Annotated in this window: 22 protein-coding genes and 1 pseudogene; 9 read left to right on the top strand and 14 right to left on the bottom strand. The window is 57.4% G+C overall.

The window, feature by feature from the left end:
* Positions 1–3: 3 nt before the first annotated feature.
* The gene (locus HP15_RS01505) at positions 4–465 is read left to right on the top strand and encodes a DUF2489 domain-containing protein (RefSeq protein WP_014575904.1); all 462 of its coding nucleotides are present in this window, start codon (positions 4–6) and stop codon (positions 463–465) included.
* 338 nt (positions 466–803) lie between these two features.
* Here HP15_RS01505 and HP15_RS01500 read toward each other — a convergent pair whose 3' ends face one another.
* The 3 genes from HP15_RS01500 to HP15_RS01490 all read right to left on the bottom strand — a co-directional run bounded on the left by HP15_RS01500 (position 804) and on the right by HP15_RS01490 (position 5,363).
* On the bottom strand, positions 804–2,168 hold the full coding sequence (locus HP15_RS01500) for an aminoacyl-tRNA deacylase and HDOD domain-containing protein (RefSeq protein ID WP_014575903.1): 1,365 nt from the start codon (positions 2,166–2,168) through the stop codon (positions 804–806).
* Positions 2,169–2,319: 151 nt separating this feature from the next.
* Positions 2,320–4,395 (bottom strand): ATP-dependent DNA helicase RecG, encoded by a 2,076-nt coding sequence (gene recG / locus HP15_RS01495; RefSeq protein WP_014575902.1) that lies wholly within the window; start codon positions 4,393–4,395, stop codon positions 2,320–2,322.
* 8 nt (positions 4,396–4,403) lie between these two features.
* A complete protein-coding gene (locus HP15_RS01490; protein ID WP_008169585.1) occupies positions 4,404–5,363 on the bottom strand; it encodes a hydrogen peroxide-inducible genes activator in 960 nt (319 codons plus the stop codon).
* Positions 5,364–5,439: 76 nt separating this feature from the next.
* On the opposite strand from HP15_RS01490, the gene HP15_RS01485 reads away from it, so the two are divergent.
* On the top strand, positions 5,440–6,306 hold the full coding sequence (locus tag HP15_RS01485) for an NAD-dependent epimerase/dehydratase family protein (RefSeq protein ID WP_014575901.1): 867 nt from the start codon (positions 5,440–5,442) through the stop codon (positions 6,304–6,306).
* Positions 6,307–6,367: 61 nt separating this feature from the next.
* Here the strand turns inward: HP15_RS01485 and HP15_RS01480 are convergent, their stop codons facing one another.
* The 4 genes from HP15_RS01480 to gmk all read right to left on the bottom strand — a co-directional run bounded on the left by HP15_RS01480 (position 6,368) and on the right by gmk (position 10,078).
* Positions 6,368–6,754, bottom strand: a complete 387-nt coding sequence (locus tag HP15_RS01480) for a RidA family protein (RefSeq protein WP_008169589.1) — start codon at positions 6,752–6,754, stop codon at positions 6,368–6,370.
* A gap of 78 nt (positions 6,755–6,832) precedes the next feature.
* Positions 6,833–8,974, bottom strand: a complete 2,142-nt coding sequence (locus tag HP15_RS01475) for a RelA/SpoT family protein (protein ID WP_014575900.1) — start codon at positions 8,972–8,974, stop codon at positions 6,833–6,835.
* 172 nt (positions 8,975–9,146) lie between these two features.
* Positions 9,147–9,359, bottom strand: coding sequence for a DNA-directed RNA polymerase subunit omega (rpoZ, locus tag HP15_RS01470; RefSeq protein ID WP_008169593.1), 213 nt, complete (start codon positions 9,357–9,359; stop codon positions 9,147–9,149).
* Positions 9,360–9,445: 86 nt separating this feature from the next.
* Positions 9,446–10,078, bottom strand: coding sequence for a guanylate kinase (gmk, locus tag HP15_RS01465; RefSeq protein WP_014575899.1), 633 nt, complete (start codon positions 10,076–10,078; stop codon positions 9,446–9,448).
* A gap of 148 nt (positions 10,079–10,226) precedes the next feature.
* Here gmk and HP15_RS01460 point away from each other — a divergent pair, with 148 nt between their 5' ends.
* Complete coding sequence (locus tag HP15_RS01460; protein ID WP_014575898.1) at positions 10,227–11,048, top strand: RluA family pseudouridine synthase; 822 nt, start codon at positions 10,227–10,229, stop codon at positions 11,046–11,048.
* Positions 11,049–11,069: 21 nt separating this feature from the next.
* On the opposite strand, the gene HP15_RS01455 is transcribed toward HP15_RS01460, so the two are convergent.
* Complete coding sequence (locus tag HP15_RS01455; protein WP_014575897.1) at positions 11,070–11,936, bottom strand: YicC/YloC family endoribonuclease; 867 nt, start codon at positions 11,934–11,936, stop codon at positions 11,070–11,072.
* Positions 11,937–12,104: 168 nt separating this feature from the next.
* Here HP15_RS01455 and rph point away from each other — a divergent pair, with 168 nt between their 5' ends.
* Positions 12,105–12,821 carry a ribonuclease PH gene (gene rph / locus HP15_RS01450; protein WP_014575896.1) on the top strand — a complete coding sequence of 239 codons (717 nt, stop codon included), beginning with the start codon at positions 12,105–12,107 and terminating at the stop codon, positions 12,819–12,821.
* A 160-nt stretch (positions 12,822–12,981) separates the two neighbouring features.
* Here rph and HP15_RS01445 read toward each other — a convergent pair whose 3' ends face one another.
* Complete coding sequence (locus tag HP15_RS01445; protein ID WP_014575895.1) at positions 12,982–13,788, bottom strand: exodeoxyribonuclease III; 807 nt, start codon at positions 13,786–13,788, stop codon at positions 12,982–12,984.
* An 81-nt stretch (positions 13,789–13,869) separates the two neighbouring features.
* Between HP15_RS01445 and pyrE the strand changes: the two genes are divergently transcribed.
* Both pyrE and HP15_RS01435 read left to right on the top strand, forming a co-directional pair.
* Positions 13,870–14,508 (top strand): orotate phosphoribosyltransferase, encoded by a 639-nt coding sequence (gene pyrE, locus HP15_RS01440; RefSeq protein ID WP_008174208.1) that lies wholly within the window; start codon positions 13,870–13,872, stop codon positions 14,506–14,508.
* A 3-nt stretch (positions 14,509–14,511) separates the two neighbouring features.
* Positions 14,512–15,165 carry a DUF4124 domain-containing protein gene (locus HP15_RS01435; protein ID WP_014575894.1) on the top strand — a complete coding sequence of 218 codons (654 nt, stop codon included), beginning with the start codon at positions 14,512–14,514 and terminating at the stop codon, positions 15,163–15,165.
* A gap of 95 nt (positions 15,166–15,260) precedes the next feature.
* Here the strand turns inward: HP15_RS01435 and HP15_RS01430 are convergent, their stop codons facing one another.
* Positions 15,261–15,683 carry a hypothetical protein gene (locus HP15_RS01430; protein ID WP_014575893.1) on the bottom strand — a complete coding sequence of 141 codons (423 nt, stop codon included), beginning with the start codon at positions 15,681–15,683 and terminating at the stop codon, positions 15,261–15,263.
* Positions 15,684–15,962: 279 nt separating this feature from the next.
* Here HP15_RS01430 and HP15_RS01425 point away from each other — a divergent pair, with 279 nt between their 5' ends.
* Entirely contained in the window at positions 15,963–16,442 is a 480-nt protein-coding gene (locus HP15_RS01425) for a fibronectin type III domain-containing protein (RefSeq protein WP_169702128.1), read from the top strand.
* A 7-nt stretch (positions 16,443–16,449) separates the two neighbouring features.
* Here the strand turns inward: HP15_RS01425 and HP15_RS01420 are convergent, their stop codons facing one another.
* The gene (locus HP15_RS01420) at positions 16,450–16,788 is read right to left on the bottom strand and encodes a DUF2782 domain-containing protein (protein ID WP_008174197.1); all 339 of its coding nucleotides are present in this window, start codon (positions 16,786–16,788) and stop codon (positions 16,450–16,452) included.
* Positions 16,789–16,875: 87 nt separating this feature from the next.
* Between HP15_RS01420 and polA the strand changes: the two are divergent.
* Together polA and HP15_RS01405 are read left to right on the top strand one after the other, a co-directional pair.
* A pseudogene (gene polA, locus HP15_RS01415) lies at positions 16,876–19,607 on the top strand (DNA polymerase I).
* Between the two features lie 233 nt (positions 19,608–19,840).
* Positions 19,841–20,215, top strand: a complete 375-nt coding sequence (locus HP15_RS01405; protein ID WP_008174194.1) for a hypothetical protein — start codon at positions 19,841–19,843, stop codon at positions 20,213–20,215.
* A gap of 31 nt (positions 20,216–20,246) precedes the next feature.
* Here the strand turns inward: HP15_RS01405 and HP15_RS01400 are convergent, their stop codons facing one another.
* From HP15_RS01400 to HP15_RS01390, 3 genes are all read right to left on the bottom strand, one after another.
* Positions 20,247–21,530 (bottom strand): OmpP1/FadL family transporter, encoded by a 1,284-nt coding sequence (locus HP15_RS01400; protein WP_014575889.1) that lies wholly within the window; start codon positions 21,528–21,530, stop codon positions 20,247–20,249.
* 239 nt (positions 21,531–21,769) lie between these two features.
* Entirely contained in the window at positions 21,770–22,891 is a 1,122-nt protein-coding gene (locus tag HP15_RS01395) for a PilT/PilU family type 4a pilus ATPase (protein WP_014575888.1), read from the bottom strand.
* A 42-nt stretch (positions 22,892–22,933) separates the two neighbouring features.
* Positions 22,934–23,968 (bottom strand): type IV pilus twitching motility protein PilT, encoded by a 1,035-nt coding sequence (locus tag HP15_RS01390; RefSeq protein WP_008174189.1) that lies wholly within the window; start codon positions 23,966–23,968, stop codon positions 22,934–22,936.
* Positions 23,969–24,025: the final 57 nt, after the last annotated feature.

The following is a 24,025-nucleotide window of genomic DNA, read 5'->3' as shown; positions in this document are numbered from 1 at the left end:
AAAATGCCCCAGTGGCTGCAGTGGAGTCTGATTATTGCTGGTCTCATCGCCATCGTTCTGCTGGCGGTCTTCATCCGGCGTCAGATGGGGTTGCTTTCGGAAAATCGCAAACGACAGGCCAAAGCCGAGGCGTTCCAGACCAACCGCAGACAAGACATGATCCGCAGTGTTCATGTTATTGCGATGGCGGTTGAAGAGGATCAGATCGAATACTCGGAAGCCTGTCTGAGACTCAAGGGACTGCTCGATCACATTGCTCCGGAGTTGCTGGAGCAATCACCTTTCAGAGTATTCCAGGAAGTGCATGACCAGTTGCAGCACATGCCCACGCACCGGGCACGGCAAGCAACGGAGACAAAGTTCGTGGACAAGATGGACAAGGAACGTTTCGAGGTGGAACAGAAGCATGCCGATGCAATTCGCCGAGCCGCAACCGCTATCCGACACCATTCCTTTTCAGGTTAGCGTCAGCCATTCAAGCATCCAGGGAACTGGTCAGACCTTATTTTTGTAACAATTTGTAACCAGGCGGTCGGCAAAAAGGATAATTTAGCTCATCAAATCAAAAGGTTCTGACGCGCTGAAAAACTGACACGGCGATCATTCCTTCCAGGTTACAAGTGTTGACTTTTCTTTTCTCTATCAGGGTCTAAATTGAAAACAGGGAGGCACCTTTCATCTGCGGCAGGTGCCACCTAACGTTGTTTTCTCCTGATAAGTTTGGACGACTCTGCAATAAAGCGGGTGAGCTTGCCGGCCTCTGGGCCGGCTTTTTTTGAGTCAAAATATGGGGAATGCTGACCTTACTGGCTCATCATGCCGGCCATGGCCATAACGCTGTCCTTGCTGTTCACCAGCTCGTCGAACTGCTCTTCAACCTGTTCCCGATTCAGCCCCAACTCGTCATAAAATGCCTGGCTGACGTCTTCCCCCGCACCCAAAGCCACGCCACGGGCGGTCAACAGCTGCCGGCCCAACCAGAGCAACCGGGCATAAACGCTATGGCTACCATCGTAAGACGGGTTTTTCTGATAACGGATCGCCAGGGTAACCTCGTCCGGCATGCCCCAGTTTTCCATCAACTGGGCCGCAATCTGTTCGCGGGTGATACCAAGAAAATAATGCTCGGTGACTGAGGAATCGATATCCGGGTTCACCTCAAGGGAACGGCACACCAGCTTGAAATGGGGAGGAAAAACCTGGGCAAGCACCAGGTGGCCAAAGTTGTGGAGGAGACCGCCAAGATAGGCAAGGCCGAACACCGGCCGCTCGCCCCGGGGCATCATGCTGGCCAGGATGCCGGCTGACTGGGCCTGCCAGATCGCCTGCTGCCAGTAATCCACGTACCCGTCCGGATGATCCTGTGGCTGTTTTAGCGCCCGCCCGAGGGAAAGCCCCATTGCAAGGTTCATCACCAGATCAAACCCAAGTACCCGGGAGACGGCGTCGTGCACAGACTTCACCTGGCCCGCTGCCGCATAGAACGACGACGAGGCCCAGCTTACCACCTGCGCTGCGAGGCTTGGATCGCTCTCCACAATATCCACCAAATCGCCCATGACGGCGTTAGGATTAACCCGAAGATGGATAATCCTCTGGGCGGTTTCCGGCAACGGCGGCAGCTCCAGGGTGTCTTCAAGCCGTTGCTGTATTCTCAGGCTGGTAAACTTTTTAATGGCGGAATGAAACTGCTCCCGGTCCTTGCCGTGGTCATCGAGGTTAACCTTGATGGACTCCGGAGCAACGGCCAGGGAGCGCCTGTCCGCGTTGGCCGTCAGGGCCCGGAAGTCCTCTGCAGGCATGACCATCGCCAGATTCTGCTCGCCCAGTTCCAGGGCAACCGAGGGCAGCTCATCCACGCGTTCATCGACCACGGTTGGCCAGCCTGTCAGTGATGGCAATGCCGGGAGTGCCTTGAGGCCAGCCCTCTCCCGAACCCGCAGCTGCTCGCGACGCTTCATCAGGCGCAGGTCCCGGCCCAGTTGCTTGTTCAACTGTTCCAGGTCAATCAGATCGTCGCGGCGGCAGATTACCTGAAGGTTCCCTTGCTCATCATTGAGCAGAACCATTCGCAACAGTTCTGTCCGGCTCGCCTGGCCTGCATCCCTAAGCGATACACCAGCTGCGGTCTCGCCCAGAGCCTGCTGAACTGCGACAGGTAATTCCATAAAGTTCTCCCGAATATTGCTGCTTTCCGTCGGATAATCCGAGTGAGAAAATCACATTAAGTTCAGTATAGGGCAAAGAAATGGCCCTGACGTTGACTGAACTCTATTTCCAAAGCGATTTCATACGCTTTCGAAGGCTCATTGGACGCCTTCACACGTCGCCATAGCGCGCCCGGTCGCCGAGCCATCGGCGAACCAGAGCCCGGACAATTTCCGGGTGGACCATCAGGCCCGGTGCCATTTTCCGAACTGGCTCAATCCAGCCCTTGTCGCGTTCGAAGTCCGCCAGACGAAATTGCATCATACCGGTTTGCCGGGTACCCAATACTTCGCCCGGCCCCCGAATCTCCAGGTCTTTCTCGGCAATAAAGAAGCCATCCTGGCTGTCCCTGAGCGCCTGCAGGCGGGCCTTGCCATTGGCAGACAGGGGCGGGTGATACATCAACACACAAAAACTCGCCTGCTCCCCCCGGCCAACCCGACCGCGAAGCTGATGCAACTGGGCCAGGCCCAAGCGCTCAGGGTTCTCAATGATGATCAGCGAGGCATTAGGTACGTCAACGCCCACTTCAATGACCGTTGTGGCCACCAGCAGGTCCAGCTCGCCAACTTTGAACTGCTCCATCACCGCCGCCTTTTCCTGAGCCTTCAGCCGGCCATGCACCAGCCCCACTTTCAGGTCCGGCAATCGCTCGGCAAGCTCCTGGGCAGTCACCTCCGCAGCTTGACACTGCAGAGCCTCGGATTCCTCGATCAGCGTGCAAACCCAATAGGCCTGTCGACCTTCCCGGCAGGCGCCCCGAACCCGCTCAATCACGTCTTCCCTGCGGCTGTCGGGAATCACAATGGTTTCGATCGGCTTCCGTCCTGGAGGCAGCTCATCAATCACCGAGGTGTCCAGATCGGCATAGGCGCTCATGGCAAGCGTACGGGGAATGGGTGTTGCGGTCATGATCAACTGATGAGGTGCCAGTGAGCCACCGACACCCTTTTCCCGCAAGGCCAGCCTCTGGTGGACGCCGAAACGATGCTGTTCATCGACGATGACCAGGGCAAGACGATGGAACCTGACGTCGTCCTGAAACAGGGCATGGGTGCCGATCACCACGGCGGCATCCCCTGACTGGACCGCTTCCAGCGTTTCCGTCCGGGTCTTTCCTTTTACCTTCCCGGATAGCCACGCGAGACGGATGCCCAGAGGCTCCAGCCATGCCCGGAAATTCTGAAAATGCTGTTCGGCAAGGATTTCGGTGGGCGCCATCAGGGCTACTTGTGCACCGGCGCCAATAGCCTGCAACGCCGCCAATGCCGCGACGACGGTCTTGCCCGAGCCAACATCGCCCTGAACAAGCCGGAGCATCGGCAGTGGCTGGCTCAGGTCCTGACGGATGTCGGCCAGCACATGGCGCTGGGCACCGGTGAGTGCAAAGGGCAGGGAATCCAGGAAACGCTCGGGCAAATCCCCCGTGGGCAGGAGCGGGAGCGCTTCACGAGCCTGAATCTGTTCACGCACCTGAAGCAAGCTCAGCTGATGGGCCAGCAGTTCTTCCATCACCAGGCGCTGTTGCGCCGGATGGCGTCCTTCCATAAGCAGGTTAACCGGCGCGCTGGCTGGCGGGGAATGCACCAGCTGGACAGCTTCGGTGATTCCGGGCAGCTGATACTCGGCCAGCAGGTTCCCGGGCAACCAGTCACGGATCGGGAACCGGTCAAGATAGCCCAGAGCCTGCTGGCAGAGCGAGCGGACGCGAGGCTGCTGGATGCCCTCTGTCAGCGGGTAAACCGGGGTCAGGGTCGCATCACCTTCCGCTGGCATGGGCGGCGGATTGATCTGGTACTCCGGGTGGTAGAACTCATAACCTGCGCGCCCGGGCCGGACTTCGCCGAAGCAGCGAACCCTGGCGCCCTCGCTCAACTGGTTTTTCTGGGCCGCGTTGAAATGAAAAAAGCGCATCACCAGAAACCCGCTGTTATCCCGGAGAGTTACTTGCAAACTGCGTCTGCGACCCATGATCAGGTCCGCTTTCATAACCTCCCCTTCCACCACGGCCACATCACCGATGCGAAGACTTCCCATGGGTATTACCCGGGTTCTGTCTTCGTATCGGTGAGGCAGGTGAAACAGCAGGTCCTGCAGGGAGGTAATACCCAGCTTGGCGAGCTTTTCTGCCAGGGCGTTTCCTACGCCCTTGAGCTGGGTGACCGGTATGTCATCCAGTGACGTCATAGTCAGGCTCAGGCGCTTTCGGCCACAACCGGTGTGTCTGTTTTCGCCTTTTCGATTACCCGGCACTGGCTGGCAGCCAGGGAGAGCACATCAATAGCCTTGGGCCGCGGGAACGTAACCCGCCAGGCCAGAGCCACTGTGCGGAACGGCACCGGGGACGCAAACGGTCGAACGGCCAGAATGTCCTCGTGGTACTGCATGGCGGTGGCCGCCGAGAGTGGTAAAACTGTGATGCCCAGGCCGGAAGCGACCATATGGCGAATGGTTTCCAGAGAACTGCCTTCGGTCACCAGCGCCGGTGAACCGTTGTTTGCCCGGTGGGTTACGGCTTCTACCAGGGGTGGGCAGGATTCCAGAACCTGATCCCGGAAACAGTGTCCGGGCCCGAGCAATAGCAATTGCTCCTTGGCCAACTCGTCGGCAGTCAACTGCTCCTTGCTGGCCAGCGGATGTCCCGCGGGCAGCAACACAACGAACGGTTCGTCATAGAGCGGCAGGGTAACCACTTCCGGCTCCTCGAACGGCAGGGCAATAATAATGGCATCGAGCTCAGACTGCCGGAGTTTCTGCCTCAGGTTGGCGGTATAGTTCTCTTCGATATAGAGCGGCATTTCCGGGGCCGCCCGCCTCAATTCGGGGAGCAGGTGCGGGAACAGATAGGGACCGATGGTGTAGATCGCACCGACCTTCAGAGGCGAATTGAGCTGGTTCTTGCCATCCTGAGCCATGTCTTTGATCAGGCCGACCTGATCGAGCACCCGCTGGGCCTGCTCGATAATGCGCAGACCGGTTTCGGTCACGCGGATGCTGCTTTTGCTTCGCTCGAACAGAGGGATACCGAGCTCGTCTTCCAGCTTTTTCACAGCAACACTGAGCGTTGGCTGGCTGACATGGCAACGCTCTGCAGCCCGGCCAAAATGCCTTTCGCGGGCCAGCGTAACGACGTATCGTAACTCGGTGAGAGTCATGGTGAGCTCCGGTCAGATAGATGCGGGTCGAAGTTTCACGAATTTATGAGGTAAAGCATAAGGATTGAAATTGTCTATGGCAATCACTGAAAGTCGTAAGACGCCCCGAATTCTCGTTGCCGGTTGCGGCAAACTCGGTGGCGCCATTGCCAGCCGGCTGACAACCTCGGCCACCGTGTTTGGCCTGCGGCGAAATCCCGGGCTTGTTCCCGAGGGCGTTCACGGCATTGGCGCCGATCTGACCAGGCCTGAGACCCTGGCCCGCAAACTTCCAGCTGATCTCGATATCATCCTCTATTGCCTGACGCCCTCCAGCTACGACCAGCAGGGCTATCGCGATGCCTATGTGACTGGCCTGGAAAATTTGTTGGCGGCCGTCGGCAGTCAGTCTCTGAAGCACCTTTTCTTTGTGAGCAGCAGCAGTGTCTATTCACAGGATGACGACAGCTGGGTAGATGAATCCAGCCCCACAGAACCGGCCCGGTTCAGCGGCGAGCAGGTCCTGGCCGGTGAACAGACCGCATTGGAAAGCGGCCATCCGGCGACAATCATTCGATACAGCGGCATTTACGGGCCTTCACGGCGTCGTTTTCTCGAGGAGGTACAGGAGGGGCGCATGAATCCGGCGAAGCCAGCACCGTTCAGTAACCGGATTCACGAGGAGGATGCAGCGGAGGCGGCTGCCCACCTTGTGAAGCTGGCACTTTCGGGAGCGTCACTGGAGACCTGCTACCTTGCCAGCGATTGCGAGCCGGTAAGACTTGATGAGGTAGTAGATTGGGTGCGGCAGCAAACGCCCTGCGCCGATCCGCAGCCTGATGCCCGGAAAGGTGGCCGGGCCGGGAGCAAACGCTGCAGCAACAAGCGACTGCTGGGCACCGGCTTCCAGTTCCGCTACCCGGATTTCCGTGCCGGCTACCGCGCCATGATTGACCAGGGATGAGCCTTCGGCATTAAAAAAGGCGGCCAAGGCCGCCTTTTCTCAATTCAGGTGTTTTCAGGTCTTAGCTGAGCACCATCACCGCTTCCATTTCAATGGGCACTCCCTTGGGCAGCGCCGCGACACCTACCGCCGCTCGGGCCGGATACGGTTCCTGGAAATAGGTGGCCATGATCTCGTTGACCGTGGCGAAATTGGCCAGGTCTGTCATGTAGATGTTCAGTTTCACAATGTCCTTCAGCTCGCCACCGGCGGCCTCGCAAACGGCCTTGAGGTTATCGAATACCTGCCGGGTCTTGGCAGAGAAATCGCCGGCGACCACTTCCATGGTTTCCGGCACCAGCGGAATCTGGCCAGACAGGTACACGGTATCCCCTGCCTTTACCGCCTGGGAGTATGTGCCGATCGCCTGGGGCGCATTCTCGGTCTGAATTACGGATTTGTTGGTCATGACCCTTGGTTTCCTCTCTTCCAAAACGCCAATCCTCGCCCTTGCGTGGCGCGCCTGTCAACCGGGCTTTGGTCGGGGTCAGTGCCGCACACGGCTGATGTGGGTAATCGCACGAATGTTGCGGATCCGGCGCATCACCCGGGCCAGGTGCCGGCGACCATTAACGTGTACCACGAGACTGACAACGCCAAAGCGGGCGTTCTGCTCTTCCACGTTAATGCGCTCGATGTTGCCGTCCGCCATGGCAACCGCATTGGCCATCTCGGCAATCACACCGCGCTGGCGCTCCAGCTCTACCCGGAGCTCCACGGAAAATTCGTCGGTAATGTCCTTGGCCCATTTAAGATGCGTGAGGCGAGCCCGCCCCTCATCGTCCTCGGGCAACCGGGAGCAGGTATCGGAATGAATCACCATACCTTTGCCGGAATCCATCACCCCAACCACCGGGTCTCCCGGAATCGGCTTGCAACAGCTGGCGAACCGGACCAGAAGGCCTTCCGTGCCACGAATGGTCACCGGGCTATGATTGCCACCCTCGATATCCCTGGGAGCCTCAATGGCTTCGGCAACCTCTGAGCCGCTCGCGAGCTGACGAGCCACCAGATAGGCCATCCGGTTGCCGAGCCCGATGTCACTGATCAGATCATCAAAACTGTTCACCTGATTGTGGTTCACCACGGCTTGCTTCTGGGCGTCGCTGATCTCGGAAAGTTTCGCACCAAACCCTTTCAGGGATTTCTTCAGCAGGGTGCGACCGAGCTCCAGCGATTCCGCGCGCTTCTGGCTCTTGAGCACGTGCCGGATACTGCTCCGGGCCTTGCCGGTCACCACGAAACTGAGCCAGGCCGGGTTGGGGCGGGCGCCGGGCGCAGTGATGATTTCCACGGTCTGGCCACTCTGCAGAGGCTGGCTGAGGGAACCCAGGTTGCGGTTGATTCGACAGGCTACGGTGGCGTTGCCGATGTCCGTGTGGATGGCATAGGCAAAGTCCACCGGCGTCGCCCCGCTTGGCAACTCCATGATGCGGCCTTTCGGGGTGAAAACGTATATCTCGTCCGGGAACAGGTCTACCTTTACATGCTCGATAAACTCCATGGAGTCATCGGCCCGTTCCCGCATTTCCATCAGCCCCTTCACCCAGCGGTCGACCCGGGCCTGGTTGGCGCTGGTCACGCTGCTGGGTTCATTCTTATACATCCAGTGCGCCGCAATCCCGTTATTGGCGATATGCTCCATCTCCTCGGTACGGATCTGGATCTCGATGTTCACGTGCATCCCGAACAGAGTGGTGTGGATGGACTGGTAGCCATTGGCCTTGGGCATGGCTATGTAATCCTTGAAGCGGCCCGGAAGGGGTTTGTAGAGGCTGTGTACGGCACCAAGGATCCGGTAGCAGTCGTCTTCGGTATCGGTGATGATCCGGAACGCGTAAACGTCCATGATTTCATGGAAGGATTTCTGCTTGAACTTCATCTTGTTGTAGATGCTGTTCAGGTGCTTTTCCCGGCCCAGAATCCGCCCCGGCAGGCCGCGCTCTTCAAGCTTCTCCTGCAATTTGCCACGAATATCCTCGATGATTTCGCGGTGGCTGCCCCTGAGCTTGTCCACCGCTTTTGAAATGTATTTCGAACGCATCGGATACAGCGAGGTAAACCCCAGATCCTCGAGCTCGGTGCAGATCGAGTGCATACCCAGGCGGTTCGCTATGGGGGCGTAGATATCGAGGGTCTCGGTGGCAATGCGCTGTCGCTTCTCATAGGGCATGGGGCCCAGGGTGCGCATATTGTGAAGGCGGTCCGCCAGCTTCACCAGGATTACCCGAATATCTCTGGCCATTGCCAGAGTCATCTTCTGGAAGTTTTCAGCCTGGGCTTCCGCCCGGGACCGGAATTCGATCTGGGTAAGCTTGCTGACGCCATCCACCAGTTCCGCAACATCGTCGCCGAACTGCTCCGCCAGCGCATCCTTGGGAATGCCGGTGTCTTCGATCACATCGTGAAGCATCGCCGCCATCAGGCTCTGATGGTCCAGACGGAGATCGGCGAGAATATGGGCGACAGCCAGGGGGTGAGTGATGTACCGGTCGCCGCTTTTACGCATCTGGCCCTCGTGGGCCTGCTCGGCATAATAATAGGCGCGTCGCACCTGATTGATGCGAGTGGTATCCAGATAGGAACTTAGCTCTCGAGCCAGTCCTTCAACCGTAGCCTCTGCCGACACCGCGCCTCCACGACTTCATGAAATTCAGGGACAAAAAACCCGAATGCACGCATCCGGGTCCTTCCAGAGTCCTTCCAGCAACGTTCTATAGCTACACTATAAAACCGCGGGGACAGATTTCAATGCTTCTCGCTTGCGGACAGATACTTATATACCTGGCTCCGCAGCTGGGTCACTCGTCGTCTTCTTCCTTGAGGAGATCACGAGTAATCTTGCCTTCGGCAATCTCGCGCAGAGCGATAACCGTGGGCTTATCATTTTCTTCAGCCACCATCGGCTCGGCACCCTTGGTAGCGAGCTGACGGGCACGCTTGGTTGCCAGCATTACCAGCTGGAAGCGGTTATCAACGTTTTCCAGACAATCTTCAACGGTAACTCGTGCCATAACTTCCCCGACTCATAAAATGACTGTTTCAGCAGACCGCACAGTTTACTGTGGCCGGTTCAATTTGTATACAGGAAAACCCCGTATCACGCCGGGCCGGACAATCCTGCCAGCAACGCTCGATGCCTTGGCTGCTGCACTTCCATGCGAAGGCGCTGGGCCCGGACAATCGCGAGCAGATCTCCGAGGGCCGCTTCGAAGTCGTCATTTACCACCAGAAAGTCGAACTCCACTGCGTGACGGCACTCTTCCTCAGCCTCGGCCAGGCGCCGCTCCACGACCGCCGGCGCATCGGTACCACGCCCAACCAGTCGCTCGCGCAGCACTTCCGGCGACGGTGGCACGATGAAAATACTGACACACTCGGGAATAAGCCGTCGCACCTGTGCGGCACCCTGCCAGTCGATCTCCAGGATCACATCCTGGCCTGTTGCCAGAGTTTCCCGAACCCATGCCTGGGAAGTGCCGTAGTAATTTCCGAAGACATCGGCGTGCTCAAGAAAGTCGCCCTCGCCAATCATCGCCTCGAACACGGCCCGACTGACAAAGTGGTAGTTCACCCCGTTCTGTTCGCCCTCCCGCATGGAGCGGGTCGTGTGCGAGACGGAAACACCGAGCTTCTCGTCACTGCGGAGCATTTCCGCCACAAGGCTGGTCTTGCCGGCACCGGATGGCGCGGAGATAACGTACAGAGTACCCTGCTCAACTGCCTGACTCATAATCCGAGAACTCCAAACCTGGACACGGCGGCCGCGTATTCCGGCCAGTAAAGCACGGAATTATACGGACTTTGGCAAAACACCGCACCCCACAAGGGCGTCAGCTGATACCATTTGCCTATCCACTGTTCAGCGACTGCAAGAACCCATGCGAACCACCATCGACATCACCGTGAAGCAGCCCGGCAAAGCCATCGACGCCCTGAGCGAGGCGGCCCCCGGGCTTTCGCGTCAGAAAATCAAGGACGCCATGACCAAAGGCGCCTGCTGGTGGACTCACAAAGGCAAACGCCTTCGGCTACGCCGTGCCACAAAGGAGCTGAAACCGGGTATCCGACTACAGTTTTACTACGACGAGAAGGTGCTTGAGAGGAAACCGGAAAAACCGATTCTCCTGGAGAATGCGGGGCGCTACACCGTCTGGTTCAAACCTCATGGACTTCTGGCCCAGGGCTCCCAGTGGGGCGACCACTGCAGTTTGCTTCGCCTGGCCGAAATCCAGCTTGAGCAACCATGCCATCTGATCCACAGGCTCGACGCCGACGCTGCCGGGCTGATGCTGATCGCCCATGATTCGAAAGCGGCCGGCGCCCTTTCACAGTGTTTTTCGGGGCGGACCATGACCAAACATTACAAGGCGCGAGTGGCCGGCCTCATCGACGCTCGGGAGCAGCTCGTTGATGCGCCCGTCGAGGGCAAGGCGGCCGTCAGCCGTGTATCAACGCTCGAGCTGGACGAAACCGGGGAAACTTCGCTGGTGGAAGTCAGTATCGAAACCGGACGAAAACACCAGATTCGCCGGCATCTGGCGGGCCTCGGCCATCCGATCATCGGTGATCGCCTTTACGGGCGACCGGCCGGCGCACCCTTGCAGCTTCTCGCCTTTTTCCTGGAATTCGACTGCCCCCTGAACAAGCGCAAGATGACGTTCGAACTGCCGGCGGAACTGAGCGACCTCACACTGAATTGACCACCGGCGTAGAGATTCGGCTTATTCCAGATTCTGCACCTGCTCTCGCATCTGCTCGATCAGAACCTTGAGATCCACTGCAGTACGGGTAACGCCGGCATCAATGCTCTTGCTGCTCAGGGTGTTGGCCTCTCGATTGAGCTCCTGCATGAGAAAATCCAGCCGCCGACCAATGGCATCTTCGCTTTTCAGAGTATCGGACACCTCACCGATATGGGCATCCAGCCGGTCCAGCTCCTCGGCCACATCGCTTTTGTGAGCCAGCATCACCATCTCCTGGGCAACCCGCTCGGCATCCAGTTCCACTTTGGCTTTTTCGAACCGATCTCGCAGCGCTTTCTCCTGCGCCTCGAGCAATTCCGGCATACGTCTACGGACGTCGGCAACGAGGTCACCCATGGTTTTCAGGCGATCTTCGAACAGTGGCCGCAGGCGCTCCCCCTCCCGCTCGCGCACCGATGCAAGTTCGGCCACGGTTTGCTCGAACAGTCCGACGGCAGCCTCTTTTGCAGGGCTATAATCCTGTTCCGGCACTGACAGCACGCCCGGCCACCTGAGTATGTCCAGGGCATTGATGTGGGCCGGATTATCCAGAATCCGGTTGATGTGGTTGGCCGCCTCATTCACCGCCTGGGCCATGTCTTCGCTGATCTCGAAACTTTGCGAGCCTTTCTCTGCCGACTGCAAGCGCATGGAGACATCCACCTTGCCCCGCTTCAACTGCTTTCTCAGTTCCTCCCGGAACCGGTTCTCCAGCTCACGGAACGCTTCCGGCAGGCGGAAGGAGGGTTCGAGATACCGGTGATTCACAGTCCGGATTTCACAGGTCAACGTTCCCCAGTCTCCCTGGACGTCCTTGCGGGCAAATGCAGTCATACTTCGGATCATGTCAGCTCCGCTTCGATAAAGTTGTATCGATGAAGTTTAACAGGCTCTTAACAGCAACGGCGAACCGGACAAAAGGCCAACCCCAACGTGATATACTGACCGGCCTTTTCGACAAACGTTCGCCCGGGACTCGCTCCCGGACATTCAAAACTGACTTCAGGAAACACTATGCGTCCAAGCGGCAGAACGCCCGAACAACCCAGAGATGTTCGAATCACCCGCAACTACACCCGTCACGCCGAAGGCTCTGTGCTGGTGGAATTCGGGGACACAAAAGTCATCTGCACTGCCTCCGTCGAAAACAAGGTCCCTCCGTTTCTGAGGGGTGAAGGCAAGGGCTGGATCACCGCCGAATATGGCATGCTGCCCCGCTCTACCGGCAGCCGAATGGGCCGTGAAGCCGCCCGCGGCAAACAGGGTGGCCGGACCGTCGAAATCCAGCGCCTGATTGGCCGCTCCCTGCGTGCAGCGGTGGATCTGACCGCTCTCGGTGAACACTCCATCACCATTGACTGCGATGTCATCCAGGCCGATGGCGGCACCCGCACCGCAGCCATCACCGGCGGCTGCGTGGCACTGGTTGATGCCCTGAACCACCTGGTTGCTGACAAGCGTCTCAAGAAATCTCCGCTCAAGCAGATGGTCGCCGCGCTTTCAGTCGGTGTTTACAAAGGCACCCCGGTGGTGGATCTGGACTACCCGGAAGACTCCGAAGCTGAAACCGACATGAACGTCATCATGACCGACCAGGGCGGTTTCATTGAGATACAGGGGACTGCGGAAGGAGCTCCGTTCGACCAGTCAGAATTGGACAGCATGCTGACTCTGGCCAAACAGGGTATTGAGCAGTTGTTTGAGATTCAGAAGGCTGCTTTGGAGGCCTGACGACTACTGATTAGGCCGCCCGCGTGTCCGGAGGGAGAAATCTTTCCGGGACACGCTACAAGCACATCCATGTGCGCTCGGCTCCGGCCTTCCCTGGCCGGAGACGGTCCCGGAAAGGTTTCCCCCTCCGAACCCGCTACTATTCAGGTAAGATCTGACCTCAGAAGCCGATTTCGATGTCGTAATCCATGATCACCGGGGCGTGATCACAGAAGCGGGTTGAGTCGTCGATCCAGCCATCTTCGATGGTCTTGCGGATTCCCGGTGTCAGCAGCTGGTAATCCACACGGATGCCGGCATTTTTGCGGGAACCCTCGGCCTGCTCGGGCCACCAGGTGAACTGGTTGCTCTGCTTGTTGATCTCCCGGAAGCCGTCAACGCAGCCCATCTCATCGAACAGACGATCCAGCCAGGCACGCTCGTGGGGCAGGAAACCGGAGAAATCCAGTTTGTGGTACAGCGGGCTGGCGTCGGTTACGTGATGAGCAGTCTGCAGGTTGGCGCAGAAAATGAACTGACGGCGCTTACGAAGGGTCTTTTGCATGTGCAGACCGAAGGACTCCATGAATTCGTCCTTGTGGTCGAGAACCGTCAGGTCGTCCTCGCCAATCAGCTCGTCCTCACGACCCAACGCACAGGGCGCCAGGACGCAGGCAACCGAAACCTTGTCAAAATCGGCCTGAATGAACCGGCCTTCCCGATCGGCCTGTTCGTTGGCAAATCCATACATGATGGCCTTCGGGAAATGACGGGTGTATATGCCGACACCGCCATCTTCATTCTTTTCGCCATCAATAAAGTAGGCCTCGTAACCTTCCGGAATCAGGTTATAGTCCTCAATCTCGTAGGCCCGCATGCGATGGTCCTGGACGCAGACCACGTCAGCGTCCTGCTCCGCCAGCCAGTCGAAAAAACCTTTTTCAACAGCCTGGGCGAGGCCATTGACGCTGATTGATACTACCCGCATACGTGTTCCCTGATTCGGTTTGTGTGTATGATACCGTTTTTACGAGCTAATTAAAGATCAACACCCGCCAGAAGCCTTGTCATGCACGACTATCAGCAAAAATTTATCGAATTTGCCATCCGCCGGAATGTACTACGCTTTGGTGAGTTCACGCTCAAGTCGGGCCGAACCAGCCCCTACTTCTTCAATGCTGGACTTTTCAATACCGGGGACGACCTGCTTCAGTTAAGCAAGGCCTATGCCGCCGCGATCGCGCGCAGCGGCCTGGATTATGACATTATTTTCGGCCCTGCCTATAAGGGCATTCCGTTGGCCACCGTCACAGCAATGGCGCTGGCTACAGACGGTAACAGCAAACCCTTTGCGTTTAATCGTAAGGAAAAGAAAGATCATGGTGAGGGCGGCAACATTGTTGGCGCACCGTTGCAGGGCAAAGTACTGATTGTTGATGATGTGATCACCGCCGGCACCGCGATCCGGGAATCCATTGATATCATCCGGGCCGCCGGGGCTGAACCTGCAGGCGTGCTGATTGCTCTGGATCGCCAGGAAAAAGGCAACGGCGAACTGTCTGCCATCCAGGAAGTGGAAAAGGAATTCGGCATTCCGGTGGTGAGCATTATTCGTCTCGAGCAGGTTTTGGACTATCTTAAAGCCAACCCGGAGTTTGCCGGGCATGCCGAAAAGGTAGCCAGTTATCGGGATCGTTACGGAGTCTGATTGATGGCCAATCGTCTGACCGCACTGTCTGTTAAAACAACGGCGCTGGCGCTTGCCCTGGGGTTTTCTGCCCAGGCGGCTGCCAATATGTACCGTTACACGGATGAGAACGGCCAGATCGTAATCAGCAGCACCATCCCCCAGGAAGCCACCAAGCGGGGCTATGACATCCTGAGCAACAATGGTCGCGTGATCGAAACCATTCCACCGGCACCAACCGAAGAAGAAATTGCTGCCCGGGAAGCGGAAAAACAGCGCCAGAAGGAACTCGCAGAACAGCGAGAGCAAGACCGGGCGCTGCTGAAACGCTTTAGCCATCCGGATCAGGCCGTGAAAGCCATGCACCGGAAAGTCCGCGAGCTCGAGGGTCTTATCCAGCTCAAGCGCGGCAATATATCGGTGATATCGAGCCAGTTGGATAACGAACAGAGTCGGGCCGCCAACATGGAGCGGGCCGGTCGCGAGATTCCCGAGGGCACGCTGGAGAAGATCCGGCGGCTGGAGGCCCAGATTCGCGACATTGAGCGGGAAATTGCCTCACAGACCCAGGAAATCGACGAACTACGAAAGGCTTTTGAGGACGACATCGAACGCCTGGAAGAAGTTACCGGCGAGGCACGAACTCTGCCACTGGATCACACCAAGACCGACAACTGATTCTGCACTGAAGTTTCCGAGACCAAAAAAGGCCACCGGTGTTAGCCGGTGGCCTTTTCATTTCACTCACCTACCGATGAGGTGCTATCCACAATTCAGGCGGATGCAGTGCTCTTCTTGGCAGTGGAAGTGGTCTTGCGCGCAGTGGTCTTGCGTGCAGCCGTCTTCTTCGGCTCAACCGTTTTTTTCGCATCCTTCGCAGCGTCAGACACGTCTTCCGCGGCTTCTGCAACTGCATCAGCGCCTTCGGCTGCTTCTTTTTCCAGCTTGGCGACCAGGTCACCAGCAAAGCTGCCAAAACGGCTGTTCAGGTTGCGCAGCTGATCGAACAGGCTGTCGCTGTAGCCGTTGTAACGCTTGCGCAGGGTCTTCACGCTGTACTCGCGCGCTTCAGACTCGAGCTTCTCGGCGTAATCGAACGGCTTGGAAGCCAGCTTCTTCTGCTGCTCTTCAGCGGCGTTGATACCCTTGTCCACGATTTCCTGGAGCTGTTCCTGATAAGACTTGAGTTTACCCATGATAAATCCCCTTGGTTTCCTGAAAGTTCCAAGGCCCTGTCGAAACCAGTACAACGAGGGCCTTACTTCAATCTCACAACTCAAGTTACGCTCTAAAATTAGAATGTTCATACTAAAAGCAGGAAGTGAACGAATAAGGGCTTTTACGGATTATTCACTTGATCCTGAAAACCCGGATGGCATAATGCCGAGCTGTCAAAGAAGCCCGTCTCCCCGTTTTATTCAGGCTCCATACGTTTAATCAACAAAGGCCTCGATCAGGCCCGTATGCGAGTAACCATGACCACCAGCAAAACCCGACAACCGCATTTCTTCATATTTCTTTTACCAGTGATTGCCGCCTCTTTCCTCCTTGCTGCCTGCCAGGAAGATTCCCGCGCCGTCAGCACCAGCTCTGACAGGGCCAGTGAAATCGCAAATTCGCGGCTGAACAAGGCGACCGATGGGCTCATGACCACACTTGGGCAGACTCGGGAAACCGGATATACAGCCACTGAGCCGAAGGAGTTGACATGGACAGCTCCATTGACCCGTGAGGACGGCTCGTCACTGGCACTTGGAGAGATTGCGGAATTCAGGGTCTACTATCGGTTCAGACACCAGGACAACTTCAAGGTTATCCGTATTGAGAGTCCTGCAACCACAAGACTCTCTCTGGCGGAGATGGCGCCAGGCGCTTACGAGTTCGCCATCACCACCGTGGATATTCAGGGGTTGGAGAGCCGGCGCTCAACGCCGGTCAACGTCGATCTGATCTGACTGAGGTTTACCAGCGGAAAATCACCCAGCTAGGCACCAACATGTCGGACTCGGTTTCCCGGATCCAACCGCCGCCATCCGCCGGCACCAGGTAATACTCCGGTCCGACTTCCGGTACAACCTTGATTTCCATCAGCTGTCCGTTGACCCGGTATTCATAGAACACTTCCTGCTCACCCGGGCGAATAACAATCTCGGGGCCCTGGCTTGCAGGCTGGTAATCCGAGATCACCACTGGCTCGTCGGGAGTTGTCACCGGCGTCTCATCCAGAGCGCCTTCTTCCTGGGCCAGAGCGGCCAAAGGCAGACAGGCGAGCAACAAAGCCGGGCAGGCGATTCGTTTCATTTTCGTGATACCCTTTCGTCCATCGATTTCAGTACAGAGTTGCATAAGCCAACCCACGCTTCAATCAGATTCCGGACCTGTTTTGACATGACCAGCAAAAACACACCACCTGTGGTTCTTGTGGACGGATCGTCCTATCTTTTCCGTGCTTATCATGCACTTCCACCACTCACCACAAGCAAGGATCATCCGACCGGAGCCATTAAAGGCGTGATCAGCATGCTCCGCCGCCTGGAGCAGGATTTTCCCGGGTCCAAGATGGTGGTGGTGTTCGACGCCAAGGGCAAAACCTTCCGGCACGATCTCTATGAAGAGTACAAGGCCAACCGACCTCCCATGCCGGAGGATCTCGCCTGCCAGATCGAGCCTATTCACGAGATCGTAAAGGCCATGGGGCTGCCGCTGCTAACGGTGACCGGCGTTGAGGCCGACGACGTGATCGGCACCCTTGCCAACGAAGCAACCAGCAAAGGCATCGATGTGGTGGTCTCCACCGGCGACAAGGACATGGCGCAGCTGGTCAGCGATCACGTTACGTTGATTAACACCATGACCGAGACCCGGATGGACCGGGACGGCGTGGTGGAGAAATTCGGCGTTACTCCGGAGCAGATTGTCGATTACCTGGCCCTGGTGGGCGATAAAGTGGACAACATCCCCGGCGTCAACAAGTGCGGACCGAAAACCGCGGTCAAATGGCTTCAGAGCTACGACAACCTGGACAACGTCATCGAACACGCCGACGAGATCAAAGGCAAGATCGGTGAATACCTGCGGGACGCAACGGAGACCCTGCCCCTGAGCCGTGAACTGGCGACCATCCGCACCGACGTGGAACTGGATTTTGGCCTGGAAGACCTGAAACTCCGGGAGCAGGACGACCAGCAATTGCTTGAGCTGTTCAGGGAGTATGAATTCCGAAGCTGGATCGCCGAACTCGAAGAGGACGAAAGTTCCTCTTCCAGCAATGCCAGAGCCGGCGATGAAACCCCCAAACCGGAAACCGGCGAAAAAGACTACAGCATCATCACCGACCAGAAAGAACTGGATCAGTGGCTGGAGCGCCTTGGGGCGGCGGAGCTGTTTGCCTTCGACACAGAGACCACCAGCCTTCGCTACATGGACGCCGAAATCGTCGGTGTCTCCTTTGCCGTAAAGCCGGGCGAAGCCGCCTATGTCCCGCTGGGGCACGACTATATGGGCGCGCCCGAGCAGCTGGACCGTGATCAGGTGCTGGACCAGCTTAAACCACTGCTGGAGAACCCCGACCTGGCAAAGGTCGGCCAGAATCTGAAGTACGACAAAAACGTACTGGCCAACCACGGCATTACTCTGGAGGGCATTGCCGAAGACACCATGCTGGAATCCTACGTTCTGAACTCTGTGGCCACGCGGCACGATATGGACAGCCTCGCCATGTACTACCTCGGCGAGAAGACCACCAGCTTTGAGTCCATTGCGGGGAAAGGCGCGAAACAACTCACTTTCAACCAGATTGACCTTGAAAAAGCGGCGCCCTACGCCGCCGAAGATGCGGACATTACCCTGCGCCTGCACCAGACCCTGCGACCGAAGCTGAAAGAGACCGGAAAACTGGCCGCTGTGTACGAAGATATCGATTTACCCCTGGTGCCGGTACTGTCGCGAATGGAGCAGCGTGGCACCCTCATCAGCGCGAGTACTCTGCGCCAGCACAGCCAGGAACTGGCGGAGCGCATGGCGGAGCTGGAAAAAGAGGCCCATGAAGTGGCCGGGGAAACCTTCAACCTGGGCTCCACCAAGCAGCTGCAGGCGATCTTCTACGACAAGATGGGGCTGCCGGTCATCAAGAAACCCCAAAGGGCGCGCCGTCAACAGCGGAGCCGGTGCTTCAGGAACTCGCCCACGAACACGAACTGCCGCGTCTGATTCTTGAGCACCGAAGCCTGAGCAAGCTGAAGTCGACCTACACCGACACGCTGCCGGAGCTGATTCACCATCGTACCGGCCGGGTACACACGTCCTACCATCAAGCTGTCACTGCTACCGGTCGACTGTCCTCGTCGGAACCCAACCTGCAGAATATCCCCATCAGGAGCGAACAGGGACGCCGTATACGGCAGGCCTTTATTGCGCCCGAGGGATACAAGCTCGTCGCTGCCGACTACTCTCAGATCGAGCTTCGGATCATGGCCCATCTCTCGGGAGACAAAGGACTGCTCAAAGCGTTTGAGAAGGGCGAAGACATTCACAAGGCAACGGCATCGGAAGTATTCGGGGTCAGCCTTGACGATGTGTCCTCAGACCAGCGTCGGAGCGCCAAGGCCATCAACTTCGGCCTGATCTACGGCATGTCCGCCTTTGGCCTTTCCCGGCAACTGGACGTTGAGCGCAAACTCGCCCAGGAATACATCGATCGTTATTTCGAACGCTATCCCGGCGTTCTTAAATACATGGACAACATCCGCAAACAGGCCCATGACGACGGTTTTGTGGAGACGCTCTTCGGCCGGCGCCTGTACCTGCCAGAGATAAATGCCCGCAACAAACAGCTGCAGCAGGCTGCGGAGCGAACCGCTATCAACGCCCCGATGCAGGGTACTGCCGCGGATATCATCAAGCGGGCCATGGTGGATGTAGAGAACTGGCTGCTCAAAGAGCACGCCGATGAAGCTCGCATGACCATGCAGGTGCACGATGAACTGATTCTTGAGGTCAAAGAATCGGCACTCGACAAGATCCGATCAGGACTTGAGAAGCGTATGTCGGCAGCGGCCGAGCTGGACGTTCCCCTGCTGGTGGAAGCCGGCGTCGGCGACAACTGGGATGAGGCACACTGACGCTCCCCAAAACAGGGCATGGACGCCCTTGCACGCACCGAAAACGCTCATACTTGCAAACACTGAACCTGCCCTCAGCTTTCGCGGCTTGCCGCCAGGCCGCGGAGGCGCCAAGGCCGGCCGATTCTATCGCCTTTACGGCACGATATTCGCTACGATTCCAGAGTCGGCGCCGTCCCATCAGACACTCCGGGCTGCGCCATGTTGTGACACCCATCTCCGAGGCTCATACCATGACTTCTCTGGCATCTGAACGTAGCTGGCTGCTGGACCCCAGCGTGCTGAAACTGGTTCACCAGTGCCGCCGCCTGATTCACACGGAATTCGGCGTCAAACTGCACCTCACGGAAGAGCATCTGGAACAACAACTGGCCGATTACGCGCGGAAAACCCGCTCCAGTCAGCTGACTCGTGTTTGGGAGACCCTCAAAGAACGGGTTCCGCAGCTCAATATTGAGCCCGAGGAAGAAGATGACGGCCTGAAGCGTAACTACAGAGGCCAGGTCATTGCCGATGCTCCGCCCGCATCAGCGGAACAGGACGAGGAGGGACAGATCGACCCGCCACGGAAGAAAAAAGTCATCTACCGTGGCCAGGTGGTTGGCTGACCGGCCTTCAGCCGGCCAGATTCTCCGGATTTTAGAAGGACTTGCTTACTTCGAACGCAGCGCTCCAGGCGCTCAGATCGTACTCAGCAGCGTAAAGGCTTGGATCCTCAACACCAGGCGCCAGTTGCGCGATCTCGCTCGGGTTTTCATGCTGGTAATTCCGATCGTTGACTCGTGGATCGTCCGTGAACAAGAGCGTTCCAACCGCTACGTCGACCGTCCAGCCACTTTGGGCGTCAGCCCATTGGGCACCGAGAGTCAGCCAGTGACGATCACTGGAGGGAATTCGGGCGGTAACATACTGATTCACGGGCGACTCATCCCAGGCATATCCGGCTTTAAACGCCCATTCAGGCGAAGCCTGCCAGATAGCACCAGCGTTGATCTGCCAGCTGTTTTCCCATTGTTCGGTAACATGAGAAATCACAGCGCCTTCTTGCGGCGCACCACTAATGGCACCACCAGCTTCGGTGCTGACGATATCAAGCTCCTCGAATCGGCTCCAACGAGCGTAAGTTGCTCCAGCCAGAAGAGTAACGTTATCGGTAAGGCTGTGACGAAGCCCCAGGGTCGCGCTCTCAGGAATCGCCAGAGGCACCTTGATACTCTCTGAGGCGGACAGCGTCGGCCCCATCGGGTTGGACGGATTGGTTATGCCAGAGATTTCAAGGTCACCCTCCAGCTCGAGTTCCGTACCCGTCTGAAGCGTGAGGCCAATCTGAGTAGCGCTGGTCAACTCATAAAGAAAGCCAACACGGAACGTCATGCCAACATCGTCACCCTCTGCATCCGCATAAGGCTCCTCAAGCGCAAGCGCCGCTGTCCCTACTTGAGCACTGATGTCCTGGTAGCGGCTCAAGCGTCCTTCCGCGTATAGGACATTCAAACCAACACCCATTGACAGGCCCTGGCCATTGTTAAGAGAAACCGAGGGCGTGAATGCGATCGCCGTGAGCTCTGTCTTGTCAGCGAAAAAACGCCCTGCAAAGTCGTTATCGTAATCCGCCGCCAAACCATAGGGCGCATGGATTCCAAAACCGACGTCTATCGACTCGTTGATTTCGTGACTTAGATAAAAATTCGGCAGCACCGCAGGGTCTGCAATATCCCCTCCGCTACTGGCCGGGGTTACAGGCACCGAGGGATTGTTTCTGGAGGTCCGGATACTACTTTCCTTGGCCTCCGCATCAATATCCAGAACCGCAGCACCAAACGAAATATTTGTGCCCGACAACTGGCTCATACCGGCGGGGTTAAAAAGAACCGTGGTCGCATTTTCGGGGTTGGCGGCGGCACCGGCGTTAGCGGTGCCCATCGCACTGGCGCTCTGCTCATTTAGGGAAAAGCCGCCTGCCAGGGTAGAGGCAGGTGCGGCGAGCGCCGCGAGGGTGGTAAGACGTACAGCTCGTGCAAGCGTTGAGGAACGGTGGTGCATGGTATCTCCTTATTGAATCGCGCGGAGTATACGCACCACCCCTTACTGGCCTCAAATGCCATCCCTAACGGTTCGGGGCCCTAACTTTCTACGACCAACGTCTTATGCTGAGCCGGTACTCAGTCATCTTGAATAGAAAGCTTGTCGACGGAAGACGAGAGCTTGTCGGCTCCCTGGGCGTCGGCACCCAGCTTGATCATCAGGCGCAGGTCGTTGGCAGAGTCTGCGTGGGCCAGGGCATCCTCGTAGGTAATCGAACCCTCCGCATACAGGTGATAAAGCGCCTGATCAAAGGTCTGCATACCGGATTCGTTGGATTTGGACATCAGCTCTTTCAGCCGATGCACCTCGCCCTTCCGGATCAGGTCCGATACCAGCGGGGTATTGATCAGCACCTCGATAACCGCCTTACGGCCCTTGCCATCTGGCGTTGGCACCAGCTGCTGAGCCACGATCGCCTTGAGGTTCAGGGACAGGTCCATCCAGATCTGGTTGTGCTGTTCCGGCGGGAAGAACTGGATGATCCGGTCCAGCGCCTGGTTGGCGTTGTTGGCGTGCAGGGTCGCCAGACACAGGTGACCGGTCTCGGCGAATTGCACGGAATATTCCATGGTCTGCCGGGTACGAACCTCACCGATCAGAATAACGTCTGGTGCCTGGCGCAGGGTGTTCTTCAGCGCTACTTCGAAGCTCTCGGTATCGATGCCCACCTCGCGCTGGGTAACGATACAACCCTGATGCTGGTGCACGAATTCGATTGGGTCTTCGATGGAAATGATGTGGCCACGGCTGTTGCGGTTACGATGCCCGAGCATGGCCGCCAGGGACGTAGACTTACCGGTACCGGTAGCGCCCACGAACATGATCAGGCCACGCTTGGTCATGGCCAGTTCTTTGATTACCTCCGGCAACGACAGATCATCGATCTGCGGAATCTTTACCTCGATCCGACGCAGCACCATCCCGCACAGGTTGCGCTGGAAAAAGGCAGAAACACGGAAACGGCCAATGCCACGGGCACTGATAGCGAAGTTACACTCATGGGTTTCCTCGAATTCGGCGCGCTGCTTGTCGTTCATGGCGCCGTAAACGAACTCCCTGGTCTGCTCCGGCGTCAACGCGTTCTTGGTGACCGGCAAAACTTTCCCGTTCACCTTCATGCTTGGCGGCACACCCGCTGTAATAAACAGGTCCGAACCGCCCTTCTCCACCATCAGCCGTAACAGTTTTTCGAATTCCATTTTTCTACCCAATTTTCATTGTTCGGCGCCGAACGCACCGTGTCAGAAGTTATCCGGCATCTTCGCCTTAGCCCGCGCAGCTTCGCGGGAAATCAGTCCTTTCTGCAGCAGCCGCTCAAGGCACTGATCCAGCGTCTGCATGCCCAGAGAGCCACCGGTCTGAATCGACGAGTACATCTGGGCAATCTTGTCTTCCCGAATCAGGTTCCGGATCGCAGACGTACCGATCATGATCTCGTGCGCGGCAATACGGCCGCCACCCATTTTCTTCATCAGGGTCTGGGAAATAACCGCCTGCAGGGATTCAGACAGCATCGACCGCACCATGGACTTTTCCTCTGCCGGGAAAACGTCGACCACACGGTCAATGGTTTTGGCCGCGGAGGTGGTGTGCAGGGTGCCGAATACAAGGTGGCCGGTCTCAGCCGCTGTCAGTGCCAGGCGGATGGTTTCCAGATCCCGGAGCTCACCAACCAGGATGATGTCGGGGTCTTCCCGCAGGGCTGACCGCAGTGCTTCGTTGAAGCCCAAAGTATCCCGGTGCACTTCCCGCTGGTTCACCAGGCATTTTTTGGAGTCGTGTACGAATTCGATGGGGTCTTCAATCGTGAGAACGTGTTCGTAGCGGGTGTCGTTGATGTAATCGATCATCGCCGCCAGCGTGGTGGACTTACCCGAGCCCGTCGGGCCGGTCACCAGTACCAGACCACGAGGCACTGAAGACACGTCCTTGAACACCTGCCCCATACCCAGATCTTCCATGGTCAGTACTTTGGAAGGGATGGTCCGGAACACGGCGCCTGCGCCACGGTTCTGGTTAAAAGCGTTAACACGGAAACGGGCGACGCCCGGAACTTCGAAGGAGAAGTCGGTTTCCAGGAATTCCTCGTAGTCCTTACGCTGCTTGTCATTCATGATGTCGTAGATGAGCCCGTGGACTTCTTTGTGCTCCATGGGCGGCAGGTTGATGCGGCGTACATCACCATCAACACGAATCATCGGGGGCAAACCGGCAGAGAGGTGCAAGTCAGACGCACCCTGTTTCGCCGAAAAGGCAAGCAGTTCAGTAATATCCATAGGAATCCTCGGAAGGCTTTTTCTTTTATCCCGGTAGTTTCCGCCCGGCGGGGCCCC

The organism is Marinobacter adhaerens HP15 (assembly GCF_000166295.1).
Lineage (GTDB): Bacteria > Pseudomonadota > Gammaproteobacteria > Pseudomonadales > Oleiphilaceae > Marinobacter > Marinobacter adhaerens.
The sequence above is the reverse complement of the archived record's forward strand: the minus strand, read 5'-3'. Positions and strand labels throughout refer to the sequence as shown.